Origin of the sequence: Streptomyces sp. NPDC048290 (genome assembly GCF_040652095.1) — a bacterium.
Lineage (GTDB): Bacteria > Actinomycetota > Actinomycetes > Streptomycetales > Streptomycetaceae > Streptomyces.
This window is the reverse complement of sequence record NZ_JBEZLM010000007.1, coordinates 175,602-192,200: the sequence shown is the minus strand read 5'-3', so window position 1 is coordinate 192,200 and position 16,599 is coordinate 175,602. Positions and strand designations below refer to the sequence as shown.

General features: G+C 70.8%; 19 protein-coding genes. 9 read left to right on the top strand and 10 right to left on the bottom strand.

All coding sequences use genetic code 11. The features are described 5' to 3' along the window. Positions 1-80: 80 nt before the first annotated feature. Both AB0D49_RS14485 and AB0D49_RS14480 read left to right on the top strand, forming a co-directional pair. A complete protein-coding gene (locus AB0D49_RS14485) occupies positions 81-968 on the top strand; it encodes a DUF4097 family beta strand repeat-containing protein (protein ID WP_362756301.1) in 888 nt (295 codons plus the stop codon). Between the two features lies 1 nt (position 969). Beyond that, a complete protein-coding gene (locus tag AB0D49_RS14480; protein WP_362756298.1) occupies positions 970-2,118 on the top strand; it encodes a helix-turn-helix transcriptional regulator in 1,149 nt (382 codons plus the stop codon). A gap of 87 nt (positions 2,119-2,205) precedes the next feature. On the opposite strand, the gene AB0D49_RS14475 is transcribed toward AB0D49_RS14480, so the two are convergent. From AB0D49_RS14475 to AB0D49_RS14460, 4 genes are all read right to left on the bottom strand, one after another. Then, positions 2,206-2,817 (bottom strand): Clp protease N-terminal domain-containing protein, encoded by a 612-nt coding sequence (locus tag AB0D49_RS14475; RefSeq protein ID WP_362756910.1) that lies wholly within the window; start codon positions 2,815-2,817, stop codon positions 2,206-2,208. Continuing rightward, positions 2,817-3,026 (bottom strand): HTH domain-containing protein, encoded by a 210-nt coding sequence (locus tag AB0D49_RS14470; RefSeq protein ID WP_362756295.1) that lies wholly within the window; start codon positions 3,024-3,026, stop codon positions 2,817-2,819. Before AB0D49_RS14470 ends, AB0D49_RS14475 begins: the two co-directional genes overlap by 1 nt. Positions 3,027-3,099: 73 nt before the next feature. Beyond that, entirely contained in the window at positions 3,100-4,062 is a 963-nt protein-coding gene (locus AB0D49_RS14465) for a zinc-binding dehydrogenase (RefSeq protein WP_362756292.1), read from the bottom strand. Positions 4,063-4,456: 394 nt separating this feature from the next. After that, positions 4,457-5,647, bottom strand: a complete 1,191-nt coding sequence (locus AB0D49_RS14460) for an NADP-dependent malic enzyme (protein WP_362756906.1) — start codon at positions 5,645-5,647, stop codon at positions 4,457-4,459. A 687-nt stretch (positions 5,648-6,334) separates the two neighbouring features. Here AB0D49_RS14460 and AB0D49_RS14455 point away from each other — a divergent pair. The 3 genes from AB0D49_RS14455 to AB0D49_RS14445 are packed head-to-tail and all read left to right on the top strand — an operon-like array spanning position 6,335 to position 9,071. Next, the gene (locus AB0D49_RS14455) at positions 6,335-7,306 is read left to right on the top strand and encodes an ABC transporter substrate-binding protein (protein ID WP_362756289.1); all 972 of its coding nucleotides are present in this window, start codon (positions 6,335-6,337) and stop codon (positions 7,304-7,306) included. Between the two features lie 38 nt (positions 7,307-7,344). After that, positions 7,345-8,298 (top strand): amino acid ABC transporter permease, encoded by a 954-nt coding sequence (locus AB0D49_RS14450; protein ID WP_362756286.1) that lies wholly within the window; start codon positions 7,345-7,347, stop codon positions 8,296-8,298. Beyond that, positions 8,295-9,071 (top strand): amino acid ABC transporter ATP-binding protein, encoded by a 777-nt coding sequence (locus AB0D49_RS14445; protein WP_362756283.1) that lies wholly within the window; start codon positions 8,295-8,297, stop codon positions 9,069-9,071. Before AB0D49_RS14450 ends, AB0D49_RS14445 begins: the two co-directional genes overlap by 4 nt. Positions 9,072-9,141: 70 nt before the next feature. Here the strand turns inward: AB0D49_RS14445 and AB0D49_RS14440 are convergent, their stop codons facing one another. Next, the gene (locus AB0D49_RS14440; RefSeq protein ID WP_362756280.1) at positions 9,142-9,918 is read right to left on the bottom strand and encodes a class I SAM-dependent methyltransferase; all 777 of its coding nucleotides are present in this window, start codon (positions 9,916-9,918) and stop codon (positions 9,142-9,144) included. Positions 9,919-10,022: 104 nt separating this feature from the next. Between AB0D49_RS14440 and AB0D49_RS14435 the strand changes: the two genes are divergently transcribed. Then, positions 10,023-10,652: a CGNR zinc finger domain-containing protein gene (locus tag AB0D49_RS14435; protein WP_362756277.1), complete on the top strand. Its 630-nt coding sequence runs from the start codon at positions 10,023-10,025 to the stop codon at positions 10,650-10,652. On the opposite strand, the gene sodX is transcribed toward AB0D49_RS14435, so the two are convergent. After that, positions 10,556-10,990 (bottom strand): nickel-type superoxide dismutase maturation protease, encoded by a 435-nt coding sequence (gene sodX, locus AB0D49_RS14430; RefSeq protein ID WP_362756274.1) that lies wholly within the window; start codon positions 10,988-10,990, stop codon positions 10,556-10,558. The genes AB0D49_RS14435 and sodX overlap by 97 nt on opposite strands. A 142-nt stretch (positions 10,991-11,132) precedes the next feature. On the opposite strand from sodX, the gene sodN reads away from it, so the two are divergent. Then, complete coding sequence (gene sodN / locus AB0D49_RS14425; RefSeq protein ID WP_362756271.1) at positions 11,133-11,528, top strand: superoxide dismutase, Ni; 396 nt, start codon at positions 11,133-11,135, stop codon at positions 11,526-11,528. Between the two features lie 88 nt (positions 11,529-11,616). On the opposite strand, the gene AB0D49_RS14420 is transcribed toward sodN, so the two are convergent. Beyond that, positions 11,617-12,450, bottom strand: coding sequence for a DUF6415 family natural product biosynthesis protein (locus AB0D49_RS14420; RefSeq protein WP_362756268.1), 834 nt, complete (start codon positions 12,448-12,450; stop codon positions 11,617-11,619). A gap of 406 nt (positions 12,451-12,856) precedes the next feature. Beyond that, a complete protein-coding gene (locus tag AB0D49_RS14415) occupies positions 12,857-13,195 on the bottom strand; it encodes a hypothetical protein (protein WP_362756265.1) in 339 nt (112 codons plus the stop codon). 145 nt (positions 13,196-13,340) lie between these two features. Here AB0D49_RS14415 and AB0D49_RS14410 point away from each other — a divergent pair, with 145 nt between their 5' ends. Continuing rightward, on the top strand, positions 13,341-14,099 hold the full coding sequence (locus AB0D49_RS14410) for a GntR family transcriptional regulator (protein WP_362756262.1): 759 nt from the start codon (positions 13,341-13,343) through the stop codon (positions 14,097-14,099). A 93-nt stretch (positions 14,100-14,192) separates the two neighbouring features. Here the strand turns inward: AB0D49_RS14410 and AB0D49_RS14405 are convergent, their stop codons facing one another. After that, positions 14,193-14,429 (bottom strand): hypothetical protein, encoded by a 237-nt coding sequence (locus AB0D49_RS14405; RefSeq protein WP_362756259.1) that lies wholly within the window; start codon positions 14,427-14,429, stop codon positions 14,193-14,195. 22 nt (positions 14,430-14,451) lie between these two features. Then, complete coding sequence (locus tag AB0D49_RS14400) at positions 14,452-15,606, bottom strand: inorganic phosphate transporter (RefSeq protein ID WP_362756255.1); 1,155 nt, start codon at positions 15,604-15,606, stop codon at positions 14,452-14,454. A gap of 218 nt (positions 15,607-15,824) precedes the next feature. Between AB0D49_RS14400 and AB0D49_RS14395 the strand changes: the two genes are divergently transcribed. Then, positions 15,825-16,589: a VOC family protein gene (locus AB0D49_RS14395; RefSeq protein WP_362756252.1), complete on the top strand. Its 765-nt coding sequence runs from the start codon at positions 15,825-15,827 to the stop codon at positions 16,587-16,589. Positions 16,590-16,599: the final 10 nt, after the last annotated feature.

The following is a 16,599-nucleotide window of genomic DNA, read 5'->3' as shown; positions in this document are numbered from 1 at the left end:
TGTTCAGCGCGTCCTGCGTGTCGGGGGTCATGTCCGTCCGGTCCCGTGTGCGGTCCGGCCCGGTCGAGGAGGTCTGCACCATGCCCGAGTGGTCCGTCGGCGAGCCGAGGAAGCTCACCTTCGACGCGCCCGTGAGCGAGCTTCAGGTACGTATCGTCAGTGGAACGGTGAACGTCGTGGGGACCGACGAGAGTTCCGCGCGGCTGGAGATCTCCCAGATCGAGGGCCCGCCCCTGGTGATCACCCAGCAGGACGGCACGCTCACGGTGGCCTATGAGGACCTGCCCTGGAAGGGCTTCCTGAAGTGGCTCGACCGCAAGGGCTGGCGGCGCAGCGCCGTCGTCTCCCTCGCGGTGCCCGCCCGTACCCGGGTCGAGGTCGGCGTGGTCGGCGCCAACGCCATGGTGTCCGGGATCGAGGGCCGGGCCGAGGTCAAGGGCGTCTCCGGGGACACCACCCTGGTCGGACTGACCGGACCGGTGCGCGCCGACACCGTCTCCGGAAGCCTGGACGCCCAGGCCCTGAGCGGCGATCTGCGGTTCAACTCGGTCTCCGGTGACCTCACCGTCGTAGAGGCGGGCTCGTCGGTGAAGGCGGACTCGGTGAGCGGTTCGATGATCATCGACCTGGACCCGGTGAGCCGTCCCACGGACATCAGTCTGACCAGCGTCTCCGGTGAGATCGCCATCCGGCTGCCGCACCCGGCCGACGCCGAGGTGGAGGCCAACACCACGAGCGGCCATGTCTCCAACGCGTTCGAGGATCTGCGGGTCGGCGGCCAGTGGGGCGCCAAGCGGATCACCGGTCGGCTCGGCGCGGGCAACGGCCGGCTGAAGGCGACGACGGTCTCCGGCTCCATCGCCCTGCTGCGGCGGCCCGCGGAGGAGGCGCCGTGGGACGCCGCCGGACCAGACGCCGAACCGGCCGCCGGTCCCGCGGACGGCACGACTGACAAGAAGGTGCTCTGACATGCCCCCCGTCTTCGCTCACGGCCGGCTCCGGCTCTATCTGCTGAAGCTGCTCGACGAGGCCCCGCGCCACGGCTACGAGGTGATCCGCCTCCTGGAGGAGCGCTTCCAGGGCCTGTACGCCCCGTCGGCGGGCACGGTGTACCCCCGGCTGGCCAAGCTGGAGGCCGAGGGCCTGGTCACCCACACCACCGAGGGCGGCCGGAAGGTGTACGCCATCACGGACGCGGGCCGCGCCGAACTCGCCGACCGCAGCGGTGAACTGGCCGATCTGGAGCTGGAGATCCGGGAGTCGGTCGCGGAACTGGCGGCCGAGATCCGCGCCGATGTGCGCGGCGCGGCCGGGGACTTGCGCCGGGAGATGCAGGCCGCCGCGCGGGAGGCCCGGCACGGCACGGGTGCCCGGGGCGCCGGTGCGCGCACCGGGGAGTTCGGCGCCCCCGGCGACCCTGGAGACTACGGCGACAAGGAGGCGTGGCGCGTGGCGAAGGAGGAGATGCGGCGCGTCAAGCAGGAGTGGAAGGAACAGGCCCGGCGCGCCAAGGACGAGAGCAGGCGGGCGCGCGAGGAGGCGCAGCGGGCCCGCAGGCAGGCCAAGGAGGCCCAGGACCGGGCGCGTGCGCAGGCTCAGGAGGAGGTCCAGCGGATCGCCCGCCGGGTGCAGGAGCAGGTCCAGGACCACTTCACCCGCGGAGACTGGCCGACGGGCGTCCGCGAGGGCCTGACGGAACTGGCCAAGGAGTTCGGGGAGTTCGGCAAGGACTACGGCAAGGAGTTCGGCAAGGACCTGGGCCGCGACTTCGGCTTCGGCCGGGGGGACGACCGCAAGGACGGTCACGACCGGGACCGGGCCGAGGCGACCGACGCCCACGACGACCACGAACACGGCGAACACGGCGAACACGGCCATGACCGCGAGGCTGACCGTGACGGGACAGACGCCTCCTTCCCCCGCCCGTCCTGGGCCGACGACCCTCCGACCGGCGACCCGGCCCGCGATCTGGACCGGCTGCTGGACCGCTTCCGCGACGACATCCGCGACGCGGCCCGCGACCACGGTGTCACCCCGGACCAGCTCCAGGACGCCCGCCGCCACCTGTCGACGGCGGCGGCGCACATCGGGGCGCTGCTGCGGGGGCGGGGCGCGTGAGCGGAACCGGAACACCGGGCGGGGCACCCGGGGCCGGGGTCCCCGTCGCCCCGCCCCTCGCCCCGCCTCTCGCCCAGGGAGTCCCCGTCAGCCCGCCGCCCTTACGTCTCCTTCGCCCTCCCCCTCCCTCCCCCCTGCTCCTTCTCCTGCTGCTCCGCCTGGCCCCAGCACCCGGGTCACCGACGCGAAGGTGACCCCGTGGTCGGCGAGCACCTCGGCGACGACCCCGCGCCCGGTGGTGAGGGCGAGCAGCAGATGCTGGTCCCCGATGGCCCGCTCACGCCGGGCGAGGGCGATCCGCAGGGACTGTTCGAGCACGTCCTTGGCGGGGCGGCTGAAGGAGCGGTGCCCGCGCCACCAGCGGCCGTCCCGCCGGTCGCCGGAGAGCGCGCCGACGCCGTGCACCTCCTCGACGCGGGAGACGACCTCGGTGACATCGATACCGAGCCCGGCGAGGGCGTCGGCCTCGGCCTGGGAGAGCCCGGCGCGGTGGCGTACGTCGGCGAGAGCGGCCCGCAGGGTCCCCTCGGGGTCGGCGAGCCCGAGCGCGGCGAGGACGAAGGCGCCCTTGCCGCCGGGCCGCCCGGCGAGGGAGACCAGCAGATGCTCGACCTCGACGGCCCCGGAACCGGACCGTTCGCTCTCCTCGACGGCGCCGGTGACGACCGCGCGGGCGTCCTGGGTGAACCGTTCGAACATCATCGCCTCCCGTACTTCTTGTGCACGGCCTGCCTGCTGACGCCGAGTTCGGCCGCGATCTCCTGCCACGACCACCCTTGATTGCGCGCGCCGCGCACCTGTACCGCCTCCAGCTGCTCCAGCAGCCTGCGCAGCGCGGCGACGGCCCGCAGCCCGACCCGGGGGTCGCGATCACCGGCCCGCTGCGCGAGATCCGTTGCTTCGGTCATGACGTCAACCTACATTGACACCTCACACACGTCAACCAAAGTTGACGACGGCCATTCGGTGAACCGGTAGACGCTAGTTGCGCAGCACCACCTTCCCGAACAGCCCCCCGGACTCCATCCGTTCGAAGCCCTCGCGGGCCCGGTCCATGGGCAGCACCTCGTCGATGACCGGCCGGACACCCGTGGCGGCGCAGAAGGCGAGCAGATCCTCCAGCTCGTCCTTGGTGCCCATGGTGGAGCCGACGATCCTCAGCTCCAGGAAGAAGACCCGGGTCAGTTCGGCGTGCGCGGGCCGGTCGCCGCTGGTGGCCCCGGAGATGACGATCGTGCCGCCGGGCCGCAGCGACTTGACGGAGTGCGACCAGGTCGCGGCGCCCACGGTCTCGATGACGGCGTCGACCCGCTGCGGCAGCCGGGCGCCGGGCTCGACCGCCTCGACGGCCCCCAGTTCGACCGCCCGTCTGCGCTTGGCCTCGTCCCGGCTGGTGGCGAAGATCCGCAGCCCGGCGGCCTTGCCGAGGACGATGGCCGCGGTCGCGACCCCGCCACCGGCGCCCTGCACGAGCACCGAGTCCCCGGGCCGCACCCCGGCGTTGGTGAACAGCATCCGGTAGGCCGTCAGCCAGGCGGTGGGCAGACAGGCGGCCTCCTCGAAGGAGAGCGCGGCGGGCTTGGGCAGCACGTTCCAGACGGGTACGGCGACCTGTTCGGCGAAGGTCCCCTGGTAGCGCTCGGTGAGGATGGAGCGGGGCTCCCCGGGGCCGACGCCGTGCCCGGTCTGGCCGATGACGGAGTGCAGGACGACCTCGTTGCCGTCCTGGTCGACCCCGGCGGCGTCACAGCCGAGGATCATCGGCAGCCGGTGCTCGGGGAGCCCGACGCCGCGCAGGGACCAGAGGTCGTGATGGTTGAGGGAGGCGGCCCTGACATCGACGACGGTCCATCCCGGCGGCACCTCGGGAGCGGGCCGCTCCCCCAGCTCCAGTCCGTCGAGCGGTCGGTCACGGTCGATTCGGGCGGCGTAGACAGCGAACATGCCGCCGACGATAGGTGTCCCCCCACGCCCGAGGAACGCCCCCACACTGTGACGCATCCCCCCTTGCACCCCGCTCCCCTGAGAGCAACGCCCTCAAGGGACAGGGGGGAACCACTCACCCCGGGCAGACCAACGCCCTCCCCGGACACGGGCAACTACGCACCCCGGCAGGGCAACGCCCTCAAGGGGCGCGGGGAACTACTCACCCCGGGCAGAGCAACGCCTTGAAGGGGCGCGGGGAACTGCGCGCCCAGCCACACTCCACCCGCACCCGGCACACGACACGCACCCCCACCCCCTCCCCCCGGGGCGGCACCCGTGCAACATCCCCGCACGGGCGGGTGGGTGGGCAAAAAAGGGCCCCGCCGCGGCGGACGGGGCCCTCGAAAAACACCTAGCGCCGAGCGACCCCATCCGCCCGCGCCGCCGCAGCGACAGCCGCCGTCACCGCAGGAGCGACCCGCTCGTCGAACGGCGACGGAATGACGTACGACGCGCTCAGATCGTCCCCGACCACACCCGCGAGGGCCTCCGCCGCGGCCAGCTTCATGCCCTCCGTGATCCGGGAGGCCCGCACCTGGAGCGCCCCCGCGAAGATGCCCGGGAACGCCAGCACGTTGTTGATCTGGTTCGGGAAGTCGGACCGCCCGGTGGCCACCACCGCCGCGTACTTGTGCGCCACGTCAGGGTGGATCTCGGGGTTCGGGTTGGCCATCGCGAAGACGAAGGCACCCGGCGCCATGGAGGCGACCGCCGCCTCCGGCACCGTACCGCCGGACACGCCGATGAAGACGTCGGCGCCCGCGAGCGCCGACTCCAGCGAGCCGCCGAGCCCCGCCTTGTTGGTCAGGGACGCCAGCTCCCGCTTGACCGGCGTGAGGTCGTCCCGGTCGGCGGAGACGACGCCCTTGCGGTCGGCCACCGCCACGTCCCCGATCCCGGCGTCGATCAGGATCTTGGCGATGGCGACCCCGGCCGCCCCGGCGCCGGAGATGACCGCCCGCAGCTCACCGAGCGCCCGCCCGCTGAGCCGCGCCGCGTTGCGCAGCGCCGCCAGCGTGACGACCGCGGTGCCGTGCTGGTCGTCGTGGAAGACGGGGATGTCCAGGCGCTCCTGGAGCTTGCGCTCCACCTCGAAGCACCGGGGCGCCGAGATGTCCTCCAGGTTGACCCCGCCGAAGGAGGGCGCGAGCCGGACGACGGTCTCCACGATCTCGTCGACGTCCGTGCAGGCCAGCGCGATCGGGACGGCGTCCACCCCGCCGAACTGCTTGAACAGGATCGCCTTGCCCTCCATCACCGGGAGGGACGCCTCGGGACCGATGTCCCCGAGGCCGAGCACGGCCGTGCCGTCGGTGACGACGGCGACGACATTGGACTTCCAGGTGTAGTCGTTGACCAGGTCCGGCTGCTCGGCGATCGCGCTGCACACTTTCGCGACGCCGGGTGTGTACGCGAGGGACAGGTCGTCCTTGTCGCGCACCGGCACGGTGGCCTGCACGGCCATCTTGCCGCCGCGGTGCAGCGCGAACGCCGGGTCGAGGTCGAAGGTGTCGAGGGAGTCCAGGGAGTCGAGGGAGCCCAGGGGCTCCCCGGCTTCCTGGTCGACGTCTCCGACATTTCCGGCGTTTCCGGCACTGCGAGGATTGACGATCTCCGCTGCCACGTTGTCTGACCCCTTAGGTGTTCATGGTTGAGGGTGGCCGCCTCTGGTCGAAGAGGCGGGCGGGACCGTGTACGACCCTGTGGTGCGTAGTGATGAGAACGGGCGTACACGACGGGCACGCCGCACACGCGCCCTTGAGCCCCGGATGAGGGGTGTAAAGAACCTTCATACCTGACGACCGGCGTCAGGGACGAGTCCATAACGCGAAGGTCACATGCATCACGTGACGATCACAGCATGTCGCCCCGAGGAGGTTTGAACGGCGTCCGGTCGCACCCCTGAATACCGGGATGTAAGGGACAAAGGGCGACCAAACCCCTGACGGTCGCACAATCACCGGCAAAGGGACGGCATTGTCCGTCCGCGCGCGGGGAATCGCCGAAGATCTTCCGGCCGGAAGCCGGGATTCCTGAAGATGATCCGGTCATGATGTACCGGAGTGGTGCGGTTCGGGGGTGTCCCGTTATCCGATTTTGACATGACTGGCCCCCTGAATGCCCTAGTCCGAATGGCAAGATGCCGTAATCACACGAGGTCGCGACACTCGAAGAGGTGTGTCGGCCCGACCCCATCGGCAACCCTCGCCATCCGCCGGAGGAACCCACCATGACCGCACGCTCCACCCGTCGTACGACCGCCACCCGCACGCGGCTGGCCGCGGTCGGCTCGATCGCGGTCGCAGGCACCCTGCTGCTCACCGGCTGCGGTGACCAGACCGAGGGCAGCGGTGCGGAGAGCAAGGAGAGCGCCGCCTCGTCCTCGGCCGCCGGCGCCCCGCTGGCCGACAAGCTGCCCCAGGCGATCCGCGACAAGGGCGTCATCAAGGTCGGGTCGGACATCGCGTACGCGCCGGTCGAATTCAAGGACGAGTCCGGCGCGACGGTCGGTATCGACCCGGATCTCGCCGCGGCGATGGGCAAGCAGCTCGGGGTCACCTTCGAATTCGAGAACGGCACCTTCGACACCCTGGTCACCGGTCTGCGGTCCAACCGCTACGACATCGCCATGTCCGCGATGACCGACACCAAGGACCGCCAGGAGGGCATCGACTCCGACACCGGCAAGAAGGTCGGTGAGGGCGTGGACTTCGTCGACTACTTCACCGCGGGTGTCTCGATCTACACCAAGAAGGGCGACGACCAGGGCATCGCCACCTGGCCCGACCTGTGCGGCAAGAAGATCGTGGTGCAGCGCGGCACGGTCTCCGAGGACCTCGCCAAGACCGAGGCCAAGAAGTGCCCGGCGAACAAGAAGCTGTCCATCGAGGCGTTCGACAACGACCAGCAGGCCCAGACCCGGCTGCGGGCCGGCGGCGCCGACGCCGGTTCCTCGGACTTCCCGGTCGCCGCGTACGCCGTGCAGACCTCCGGCGGCGGCAATGACTTCGAGCTGGTCGGCGAGCAGGTCGACGCGGCCCCGTACGGGATCGCGGTGGCCAAGGACGACGCCCAGCTGCGGGACGCCCTCAAGGCCGCTCTGGACGCGGTGATCGCCAACGGCGAGTACCAGAAGATCCTGGAGAAGTGGGGCGTCACCGCCGGTGCCGTCACCGAGGCCGTCGTCAACGGCGGCAAGTGACCGGGCCCCGGAACCGCGGTCGCTGAAAGGCCACCACCGTGACTCCTGACTTCTCCAAGACGGGCGAGAGCCCGGCGGACACCCCGCCGGGCCCCTCGGCGACGCCCTCGGAGGCCATCAAGGCCATCCCGGTGCGGCACTACGGGCGCTACCTCACCGCCGTGATCGCGGTGGCGCTGCTGGGCACGATCGTCTACGCGTTCGCCCAGGGCAAGATCAACTGGGGTGCCATTCCGGACTATTTCTTCGACAGCAGGGTCCTGAGCGGTGTCGGCAAGACACTGCTGCTGACCGTGCTGGCCATGGCCATCGGCATCGTCGGCGGCATCATGCTGGCCGTGATGCGGCTGTCGAAGAACCCGGTGACGTCGTCCATCGCCTGGTTCTACATCTGGTTCTTCCGCGGTACGCCGGTCCTGGTGCAGCTCGTGGTCTGGTTCAACCTGGGCCTGGTCTTCGAGTTCATCAACCTCGGCCCGTTCTACCGGGACGAGTGGTCGGACTTCATGACCCCGTTCCTGACCGCGCTGCTCGGCCTCGGTCTGAACGAGGCCGCGTACATGGCGGAGATCTGCCGTGCCGGTCTGCTCTCGGTGGACGAGGGCCAGACGGAGGCGTCGCACGCGCTGGGCATGAGCCAGGCGAAGACCCTGCGCCGGATCGTGATCCCGCAGGCGATGCGGGTGATCGTGCCGCCCACCGGCAACGAGGTCATCAACATGCTGAAGACGACCTCGCTGGTGTCGGTCGTCCAGTACTCGGAACTCTTCCGGGTGGCCCAGGACATCGGACAGACCTCCGGCGCCCCCGCCGAGATGCTGTTCCTCGCCGCGGCCTGGTACCTGCTGCTGACCTCGGTCTTCAGCGTGGGCCAGTACTACCTGGAGCGCTATTACGCCCGCGGCTCGTCCCGCCAGCTGCCGCCGACCCCGATGCAGAAGATCCGCCGGAACCTTCTCTCACTCGGCCGTCCGAAGGGAGCCTCGGCATGACGCACGACCCCGCCGTGCCCATGGTGAAGTCCGAGGGCGTGCACAAGTCCTTCGGCCCGGTCGAGGTGCTCAAGGGCATCGACCTGGAGGTCCGCACCGGCGAGGTGTTCTGCCTGATCGGCCCCTCCGGCTCCGGCAAGTCCACCTTCCTGCGCTGCATCAACCACCTGGAGCAGATCAACGCCGGACGGCTGTACGTCGACGGCGAGCTGGTCGGCTACCGGCAGAAGGGCGACAAGCTCTACGAGCTGAAGGACAGCGAGGTCGCGGTCAAGCGCCGGGACATCGGCATGGTCTTCCAGCGCTTCAACCTGTTCCCGCACAAGACCGCGGTGGAGAACATCATCGAGGCCCCGGTGCAGGTCAGGGGCGTGCCCAGGTACGTGGCCCGGGAGCGCGCGATGCAGCTCCTGGAGCGGGTGGGCCTCGCCGACAAGGCACGGAACTACCCCTCGCAGCTCTCCGGCGGCCAGCAGCAGCGGGTCGCCATCGCCCGTGCGCTGGCGATGGACCCGAAGCTGATGCTGTTCGACGAGCCCACCTCGGCGCTCGACCCGGAGCTGGTCGGGGACGTCCTGGACGTGATGCGCGATCTCGCCGAGTCCGGGATGACCATGATCGTCGTCACCCATGAGATGGGCTTCGCCCGCGAGGTCGGCGACAGCCTGGTCTTCATGGACGGCGGTGTGGTCGTGGAGTCCGGCAACCCCCGGGACGTCCTGACGGACCCGCAGCACAACCGCACGAAGGCGTTCCTGTCGAAGGTCCTCTGACCTCGCACGCACAGGGAAGGGGCGGTACGGAGATCCCCGTACCGCCCCTTCCGTATGTTCAAGAGCGCCGCTACTTCAGCGCCAGCAGCAAGGTGTCCGACGGCGAGCACCACACCGCCCGCGCCTCGCCGAATCCGGCCGCGCGGAGGGTCTCGGCGTGCCAGGACACGGGGGGCATGTCGCCGTCGGCGTGTTCGCCGTAGATGGCGAAGCGGCGGGCGGTGGGCTCGGCCAGCACCGGGTCCTCGGCGGCGAGCTGCCACCAGGCGGCCCAGTCGACGGCGCCGTCGGCCTTGGCCTGATCCATACGCTCATGGCGCAGGGCGCGCTCAGCCGCGTTGATCCGGGGAGTGCTGTCATCGATCATGTGATCGACGTTCATGAAGACACCGCCGTCCCGGACCAGCCCCGCCATCTGCCCGTAGAGCACGGCGAGCGGGTCGCGATGCAGCCAGTGCAGGGCGGTGGCCGTCAGGATCGCGTCGTACGACGGGTACGGCAGGGCGGCGGGCCAGTGCGGGTCCTTGAGATCGGCGGTGACGAGGGTGACCCGGTCGTCCCCGGCGAAGGTGCCCTCGGCGATGGCGAGCAGCGCGGGGTCGAGGTCGACGCCGGTGCTGACGGCGCCGGGGAAGCGATCGAGGAGGCGGGCGGTGATGGAGCCGGTGCCACAGGCGAGGTCCAGGACGCGCGGGGTGCGCCCGACGGTCGCCTCGACCATGTCCAGCATGACCCGGAAGCGCTCCTCGCGGTCCGGCAGGTACCACTCCTGCTGCCGGTCCCAGCTGTGCTGCCACCCCTGCCAGTCGGTGCCCGCTCCGGTTCCGGCCGCCGTGGTCTCCGTCATGGTGGATGCCCTCCATCCCCTCGCACGCGTAATACCCTGGACACGGAATCGACTGTTACGTCGATCCGCGTCACGACCATAAAGCCCCTCCGTAAGGACTACAAGTGGAACTGGCCTATTACTCGGACTACGCCGTGCGGCTCGTGAACAGCGAGGAACCCGGGCGGGGCACGGACGCGCTGACCACGGTGGAGGCCGTACGCGAGCTGTTCGGGGGCAACCAGTCGGCCGCCCGCCGGGCCACGGACGCGGACGTGACCCGCTTCCGCGCGGTCCGCGCCCGGCTCCGGTCGGTGTTCGAGGCGGCGGACGGCGACGACGAGACGCTCGCGGTGGACCTGCTGAACTCACTGCTGCTGGAGTTCCCGGTCAGCCCGCAGATCTCCGGCCATGACTTCCGGGACGACGACGGCCGCCCCCTGTGGCACATGCACCTGGCCGACCACCCGTCGAACGCCACCGCGGGCTATGCCGCCATCGCGGCGATGGGCCTGGCCTTCCACCTCACCGAGCACGGCGTGGACCGGCTCGGCCTGTGCGAGGCACCCCCGTGCCGCAACGCCTACCTCGACACCTCCACCAACCGCTCCCGCCGCTACTGCTCCGACCGCTGCGCCACCCGCGCGAACGTGGCCGCCTACCGGGCCCGCAAGCGCCTGGACGCCGACCGGTCGCAGAGCACTGGCCGCGCGGCGGACACCGCCCAGCGCAGCACGGCGAACGGCGTCCGCTGACCCGTGGGGAACGGCCGGTAGCGGAACCGCACCCGCCCGAGCACCAGCTCCTCGGGCACCACCCCGTAGTCGGTGCTGTCCCCACCGGCGTACGCGTTGTCCCCGAGCACCCACCAGCCGCCCTCGCGCCGCCCCGCCGCCCGCTTGACGACCAGCAGGTCCTGCTGGAACGGATGGCGCAGCACGACCACGTCACCGGGCCTGATCCGGGCGCCGTAGTGCACCACCAGCCGGTCCCGGTCACGCAGTGTGGGCACCATCGACGGCCCGGACACCTCGGCCATCCCGAACGGCAGCACGAAGCCCCTGCGGTCGCTCTCCTGCGACAGTTCCGGCATCCCGGCACCTCCCCGGTCGTTCCTCCACAGTGTCAGTCTGGCCCTGGACTTTCGTCCTAAGCCCATGGGGGCACTCGCGAAAACCCCTTCCTCAGGGAGTAATGTCCCACCTGAGAAGACGATCACGAGGAAGGAATGCTCCATGCTTTCCCGCCTGTTTGCCCCCAAGGTGAAGGTCAGCGCCCACTGCGACCTGCCCTGCGGCGTGTACGACCCGGCCCAGGCCCGTATCGAGGCGGAGTCGGTCAAGGCCGTCCAGGACAAGATGGCCGCCAATGACGACCCGCACTTCCAGGCTCGCGCCACCGTCATCAAGGAGCAGCGCGCCGAGCTGGCCAAGCACCATGTGTCGGTGCTCTGGAGCGACTACTTCAAGCCCCCGCACTTCGAGAAGTACCCCGAGCTGCACCAGCTCGTGAACGAGACCCTGAAGGCCCTCTCGGCCGCGAAGGCGTCCACGGACCCGGCGACGGGCCAGAAGGCGCTGGACTACATCGCCCAGATCGACAAGATCTTCTGGGAGACGAAGAAGGGCTGATCTCCGATCATGCCGTCACCGGGATCTCCGTGCCCGACGGACGCAGCGCAGCCCGCCCCTCACCGTCCTGAGGGGCGGGCTGCGGCCTTCAGCGGACCGGGCACAGCCCGACATGGACATAGGCGCGGGAGAAGCCGCTGCACCCCTCCCGGACGCGCGGCACGACCTGATGATCCCCGATGAGCAGCGCCCCGGAGCAGCGGACACAGTACGGCGGCCGGTCGGTCACCACTGCACGGGCACGCGCGTGAGCCTGGGCGAGGGGTACGGCGGTGGCGCACCGGTCGGCGGCGCAGACCCAGCAGGTGTCGGAGTGCCGCTGCCAGTCGAGATAGGTGCGCAACGCGTCCCGCCGGACGGTCCAGCACCGCTCGCACGCCGAGGGAGCCTGCTCGCGGACAAAGGCGAGGCGATGCATGGCGCTGCCGGCGGCGGCGCCCACTCCGCACCAGACGCACGCCTGCCCGGTGCGCTGGTGGGGGGTCAGGGTGCGGAGGGCGGGCATGTCGTCGGCGAGCTGCCGGGCTTCGAGGGCGGCGGTCTGTCGCTCGCTGGTCAGATTCTCGTAGTGGTCACACAGGGCGTGGACGGCACGGGCGAGCCGCTGCGCGTGGGCAAGCCGGACGGGGTAGGCACCGGGCGGGTCGAGGCTGAGTCGGCGGCGGGCTTCGCGCACTCCGGCTGCCGCGCAGGCCCGGGGGACGTCGTCTTCGGGGAGCCGGGCGGTGATCTGCTCGATCTCGGGGATGGTGAGCATGAGATGCCCACGCAACTGAAGCACCAGCGTCTCCAACTCGCCCTCACCCGGCAGGGATGCCTCCTCGCCGAGAAGCTGCCGCACGGCCGCGCGCATGGTCTGGATGTCCAGCGGGGCGGTGGTCCGGTGTGTGGCCTCCTTGAACTGGACATCGCGTGCGCCCATGCCCGCGAGCCGGGTGATCGTCTCCGTCCAGTCCGCAGTGGGCGCACTCCAGGTTGCCGCGCCCTGTGGCTTCAAGCCGTGCGAAGCCCGAGGGGCGTCGGGTAGCGTCATTGCTGGTCGCCTTCCTTCTTTGCGAGGTGGTGATGGCCCGCCCCGGCCGGGGCACCTTGCCCGGTCGACCCGGCCGGGGCGGGAGTCTGCGTGGTGGCGGAAGGCGGCCCACATCCGGTGCCGGGCGGGCAGGCGTACACCTCGATGTCTAGGACGTGCGCGCCGAGCCTGCCCCGTGCGATACCGGCGCTGATCCCGCCCGCCGTCAGGGACTTGCGGCACCAGCAGCAGGACCAGCCCGAGTACTGCGCCCGGTCCAGCGTGTCTGCGGGCGGTGGACCTGACGGACGGCCGGTCACCGGTCCAGCCCGAACTGTGCCCAGACTCCGCGCTCGTCGTCGGTGTGTCCGGCAGCGTCGGCAAGGCCGGTGACCAAGACCCAGCCGGGCCCGTGACGGGCGATGAGCGGGAGCGGGTCCGGGCCGTGCGCGCTGATGCGGACGCGGGGACCAGCGGTGGACAAGGTCATCTCGATGACCGGGGCGCCCGAACTCAGGACTGCGACATACAGCTCGTTCGCGACGGCCGGGGCGTCCGGATGCTTGACGCGGCCAGCGGTCCACAGGCGGACGTGCGGCGCTTCGATCGGCTCTCCCTTGAACGCCTTCTGCCACGTTTGACCCGATTCGGACATGGGAGGCCCCCGGTACACACGGCTTATCTGAGTACAGGAAATCTTTATCTGTACTCAGAATGTAGCGGGGATTGGCGCTGGTCAAGGGGTAGGGGAGAGTATGTGTACTCAGATTGACCTGATCACTCGGAATGGGGGTGCCGTGGTGGCACAGCCTGAGTACCTACGGATCGCCGCCGACCTGCGGCGCCGCATCTCCTCCGGGGAGTTCGGGCCGGGCGATCAGATCCCGACGCTCCCCGAACTGTGCGGTGAGTACGGCGACGTCTCCCAGACGACCATCCGGAACGCACTCGCCCTGCTCCGCAACGAGGGCCTGATCGAGACGCGGGCCCGCGCCGGGACACGCGTTCGGCCGAGGCCGCCGACCCACCGCATGGCAGCCGACCGCTACCGGGCCACACCCGGCGCCAAGTCCACGCCCTACACCAGGGATCAAGGCATCGGTTGGACGGAGTACAGGCTCGACAAACGGTTCGAGCGGGTGCAGGCCGATGCCGAGCTGGCCGGTCTGTTCGAGTGCGAGATCGGCGAGCGGCTCCTCGCCCGGCACTTCGTCTTCTACGACAACGACCAGCCGACGCAGATGTCGACGTCCTACGTGCGCTGGTCGGACGTTGCCGGTACGCCGGTTGCCGACCCGATCAACGAGCCGTGGCCCGGCGGCACTCGCGCGCAGCTGGCCACGCTCGGAATCCGAGTCACGGCCATCACGGAGTCGTTCACCGCAGCGATGCCGACCGAGCTGGAGGCGTCGACGCTCAGGATCGGAGCTGGGGTTCCGGTGCTGCGCTACACGCGCAAGCACATCTCCGACACCGGCCGCGTGGTGGAACTGGCTCACCCGATCGTGCGGCGCGGAGACACCACGATCGTGGACTTCCGGATCGAGCTGGACGACTGAGGGGTGCGGGCCTGGTAGAGCCTTGAGCGGCGAGGGGAGTGCCCAGTACATCTGGACATGACCAAGCCCCAGGCCCGCAAAGCACCCCACCCCTCAATGAAACTGCGGCACCAGCAGATAAATCCCGTACCCCACCACCACCCCGCACACCACAAAACACACCCCCGCCTGCACCAACCCCGTCACCGACGTGCCCCCGTCAGGGCCATGGCGGGCGTCGGACACGCGGGCCATGCCGACCACGCCCAGGGCGAAGACGACGACCACCGCCACCGTCACTCCGAGACTCACCCCGGCGACCTGGCCCAACGCGCCCCAGTCCAGATGCATCCGACGACCTTCCCTTCCGTACTCACACCGCCTTGGACACCTTCTCCGGGCGAGCCGCCCGCACGGAGACCTCGTTCGCGTCATTGACATTGCTCGCGCGCACCGGATTGCGCCGGGCCAGCAGCACGATGCCGAGCGCGAGCGCCGCGCCGACCAGGGCGACGACGACCGTCCCGGCGTTCCCGCCATGCGTGACCACACTCGCCGCGAGCCCGCCGACCAGCGCCGCCGAGGGCAGCGTCACCAGCCAGGCCAGCGCGATCCGCCCGGCCACCCCCCACCGCACCTCGGCCAGGCGCCGCCCCAGTCCCGCGCCGAGGATGCTCCCGGAGGCGACCTGCGTGGTGGAGAGGGCGAACCCCATGTGCGCGGACGTCAGGATCACCGCCGAGGACGCCGTCTCCGCCGTGAAGCCCTGTGGTGACTCGATCTCGGTGAGGCCCTTGCCCATCGTGCGGATGATCCGCCAGCCGCCGATGTACGTGCCCAGCGCGATGGCCAGCCCCGCCGAGGTGATCACCCACGGCGGCGGACCCGAGCCCGGGGCGAGCGCGCCCACCGAGATCAGCGTCAGCGTGATCACGCCCATCGTCTTCTGCGCGTCGTTCGTGCCGTGCGCCAGCGACACCATGGACGCCGAGGCGATCTGCCCCAGCCGGAACCCCCGCTTCACCGACCCCTGCCGGGCCCGCGCGGTGAGCCGGTAGGCGAGGTACGTCGCCGTCAGCGCCGCCACTCCCGCGACCAGGGGCGAGGCCAGCGCGGGCAGGAGGATCTTGTCCACCACCGCGTCGAAGTTCACCGCGCCCGTGCCCGCGCCGACCCAGACCGCCCCGATCAGCCCGCCGAACAGCGCGTGCGAGGAACTGGACGGCAGCCCCAGCAGCCAGGTCAGCAGATTCCACAGGATCGCCCCGACCAGCCCCGCGAACACCATCGCCGGGGTCACCAACGAGTCGTCCACGATCCCGCCGGAGATCGTCCGGGCCACCTCGGTCGAGAGAAAGGCGCCCGCGAGATTGAGGACACCGCTGATCAGGACCGCCACTCTCGGAGCGAGCGCGCCCGTGGCGATGGAGGTGGCCATCGCGTTCGCCGTGTCGTGGAACCCGTTGGTGAAGTCGAACGCCAGGGCCGTGACGACGACGACCGCCACGAGGAACGTGATGTGGTCCATGTGGTCCGATGTAATCGGACGATCCGCCCCTGACCGGGCAGGCGGCGGCGCGGCCCCCGCCCGGGTCGATGCATTCGACACACAGGCGCACTGCGCAGCACGGGGGCGCACGCTCTCGCGCACTTCCGACCACGCACGCCCACCGTCCCCGTCCCTCCCCCCGGCAGCCGCCACGAAATTCCGTCGGCCCGCCCCTGACTTCCGCCTACGCTCCCGCCATGACCGTCCGCTGGACCTACGCCTTCATCGACCGCCCCGCCGAGCGCCTCGACACCGCCCTCGCCTTCTGGACCGCCGTCACCGACACCCGGACCTCCGACCGCCGGGGCGACCAGGGCGAGTTCACGACCCTGCTGCCCCGCACCGGCGCCGACCCCTGTGTCAAGGCGCAGGGCACCGCGTCCGGCCCCGGCGGCGCCCATCTCGACTTCTCCGTGGACGACGTCGACGCCTTCGCCGAGCGGGCCGTACGGCTCGGGGCGCGGACCCGCGCCCGGCACGACGGCTGGACAGTCCTGCGCTCCCCGGCGGGTCACGCGTTCTGCGCGGTGCCCTGGCAGGGCGAGACGGTCAGGCCGCCGGTCGTCCACGGCAGCCGGCTGGACCAGGTGTGCCTGGACACCCCGCCGTCCGCCCACGACACCGAGGTCGCCTTCTGGACCGGGCTGCTGACCGGCGCCGAGGGGGCCGGGTGGGAGTCGGTCACCAGTCCGCTCCCGGAGTTCCACGCCGTCGTACCGCCGCCCGGTCTGCCCGTCCGCGTGCTGCTCCAGCGGCTCGGCGCCGAACAGCCCGCCGCCGCGCACCTCGACCTGTCCTGCGCGGATCTGGACGCGACCGCCGCCGCGCACGAGCGGCTCGGCGCCACGGTCGTGCACCGGGCCACGTACTGGATCGTCCTGCGCGACCCGGCGGGCGGCACGTACTGCCTGACCGGCCGCGACCCGGAGACCGGCGGACGACCCAACCCCGAGTCCGCCTGAGAGGCCCGCG

What these genes read in the sequence shown, in the direction of transcription:
- AB0D49_RS14405 (WP_362756259.1), bottom strand. Translation starts at nt 14,429, where the DNA reads ATGCATCTGGACTGGGGCGCGTTGGGCCAGGTCGCCGGGGTGAGTCTC.
- AB0D49_RS14485 (WP_362756301.1), top strand. Translation starts at nt 81, where the DNA reads ATGCCCGAGTGGTCCGTCGGCGAGCCGAGGAAGCTCACCTTCGACGCG.
- AB0D49_RS14415 (WP_362756265.1), bottom strand. Translation starts at nt 13,195, where the DNA reads ATGTCCGAATCGGGTCAAACGTGGCAGAAGGCGTTCAAGGGAGAGCCG.
- sodN (WP_362756271.1), top strand. Translation starts at nt 11,133, where the DNA reads ATGCTTTCCCGCCTGTTTGCCCCCAAGGTGAAGGTCAGCGCCCACTGC.
- sodX (WP_362756274.1), bottom strand. Translation starts at nt 10,990, where the DNA reads ATGCCGGAACTGTCGCAGGAGAGCGACCGCAGGGGCTTCGTGCTGCCG.
- AB0D49_RS14465 (WP_362756292.1), bottom strand. Translation starts at nt 4,062, where the DNA reads ATGTTCGCTGTCTACGCCGCCCGAATCGACCGTGACCGACCGCTCGAC.
- AB0D49_RS14470 (WP_362756295.1), bottom strand. Translation starts at nt 3,026, where the DNA reads ATGACCGAAGCAACGGATCTCGCGCAGCGGGCCGGTGATCGCGACCCC.
- AB0D49_RS14440 (WP_362756280.1), bottom strand. Translation starts at nt 9,918, where the DNA reads ATGACGGAGACCACGGCGGCCGGAACCGGAGCGGGCACCGACTGGCAG.
- AB0D49_RS14455 (WP_362756289.1), top strand. Translation starts at nt 6,335, where the DNA reads ATGACCGCACGCTCCACCCGTCGTACGACCGCCACCCGCACGCGGCTG.
- AB0D49_RS14480 (WP_362756298.1), top strand. Translation starts at nt 970, where the DNA reads ATGCCCCCCGTCTTCGCTCACGGCCGGCTCCGGCTCTATCTGCTGAAG.
- AB0D49_RS14395 (WP_362756252.1), top strand. Translation starts at nt 15,825, where the DNA reads ATGACCGTCCGCTGGACCTACGCCTTCATCGACCGCCCCGCCGAGCGC.
- AB0D49_RS14475 (WP_362756910.1), bottom strand. Translation starts at nt 2,817, where the DNA reads ATGTTCGAACGGTTCACCCAGGACGCCCGCGCGGTCGTCACCGGCGCC.
- AB0D49_RS14445 (WP_362756283.1), top strand. Translation starts at nt 8,295, where the DNA reads ATGACGCACGACCCCGCCGTGCCCATGGTGAAGTCCGAGGGCGTGCAC.
- AB0D49_RS14420 (WP_362756268.1), bottom strand. Translation starts at nt 12,450, where the DNA reads ATGGGCGCACGCGATGTCCAGTTCAAGGAGGCCACACACCGGACCACC.
- AB0D49_RS14400 (WP_362756255.1), bottom strand. Translation starts at nt 15,606, where the DNA reads ATGGACCACATCACGTTCCTCGTGGCGGTCGTCGTCGTCACGGCCCTG.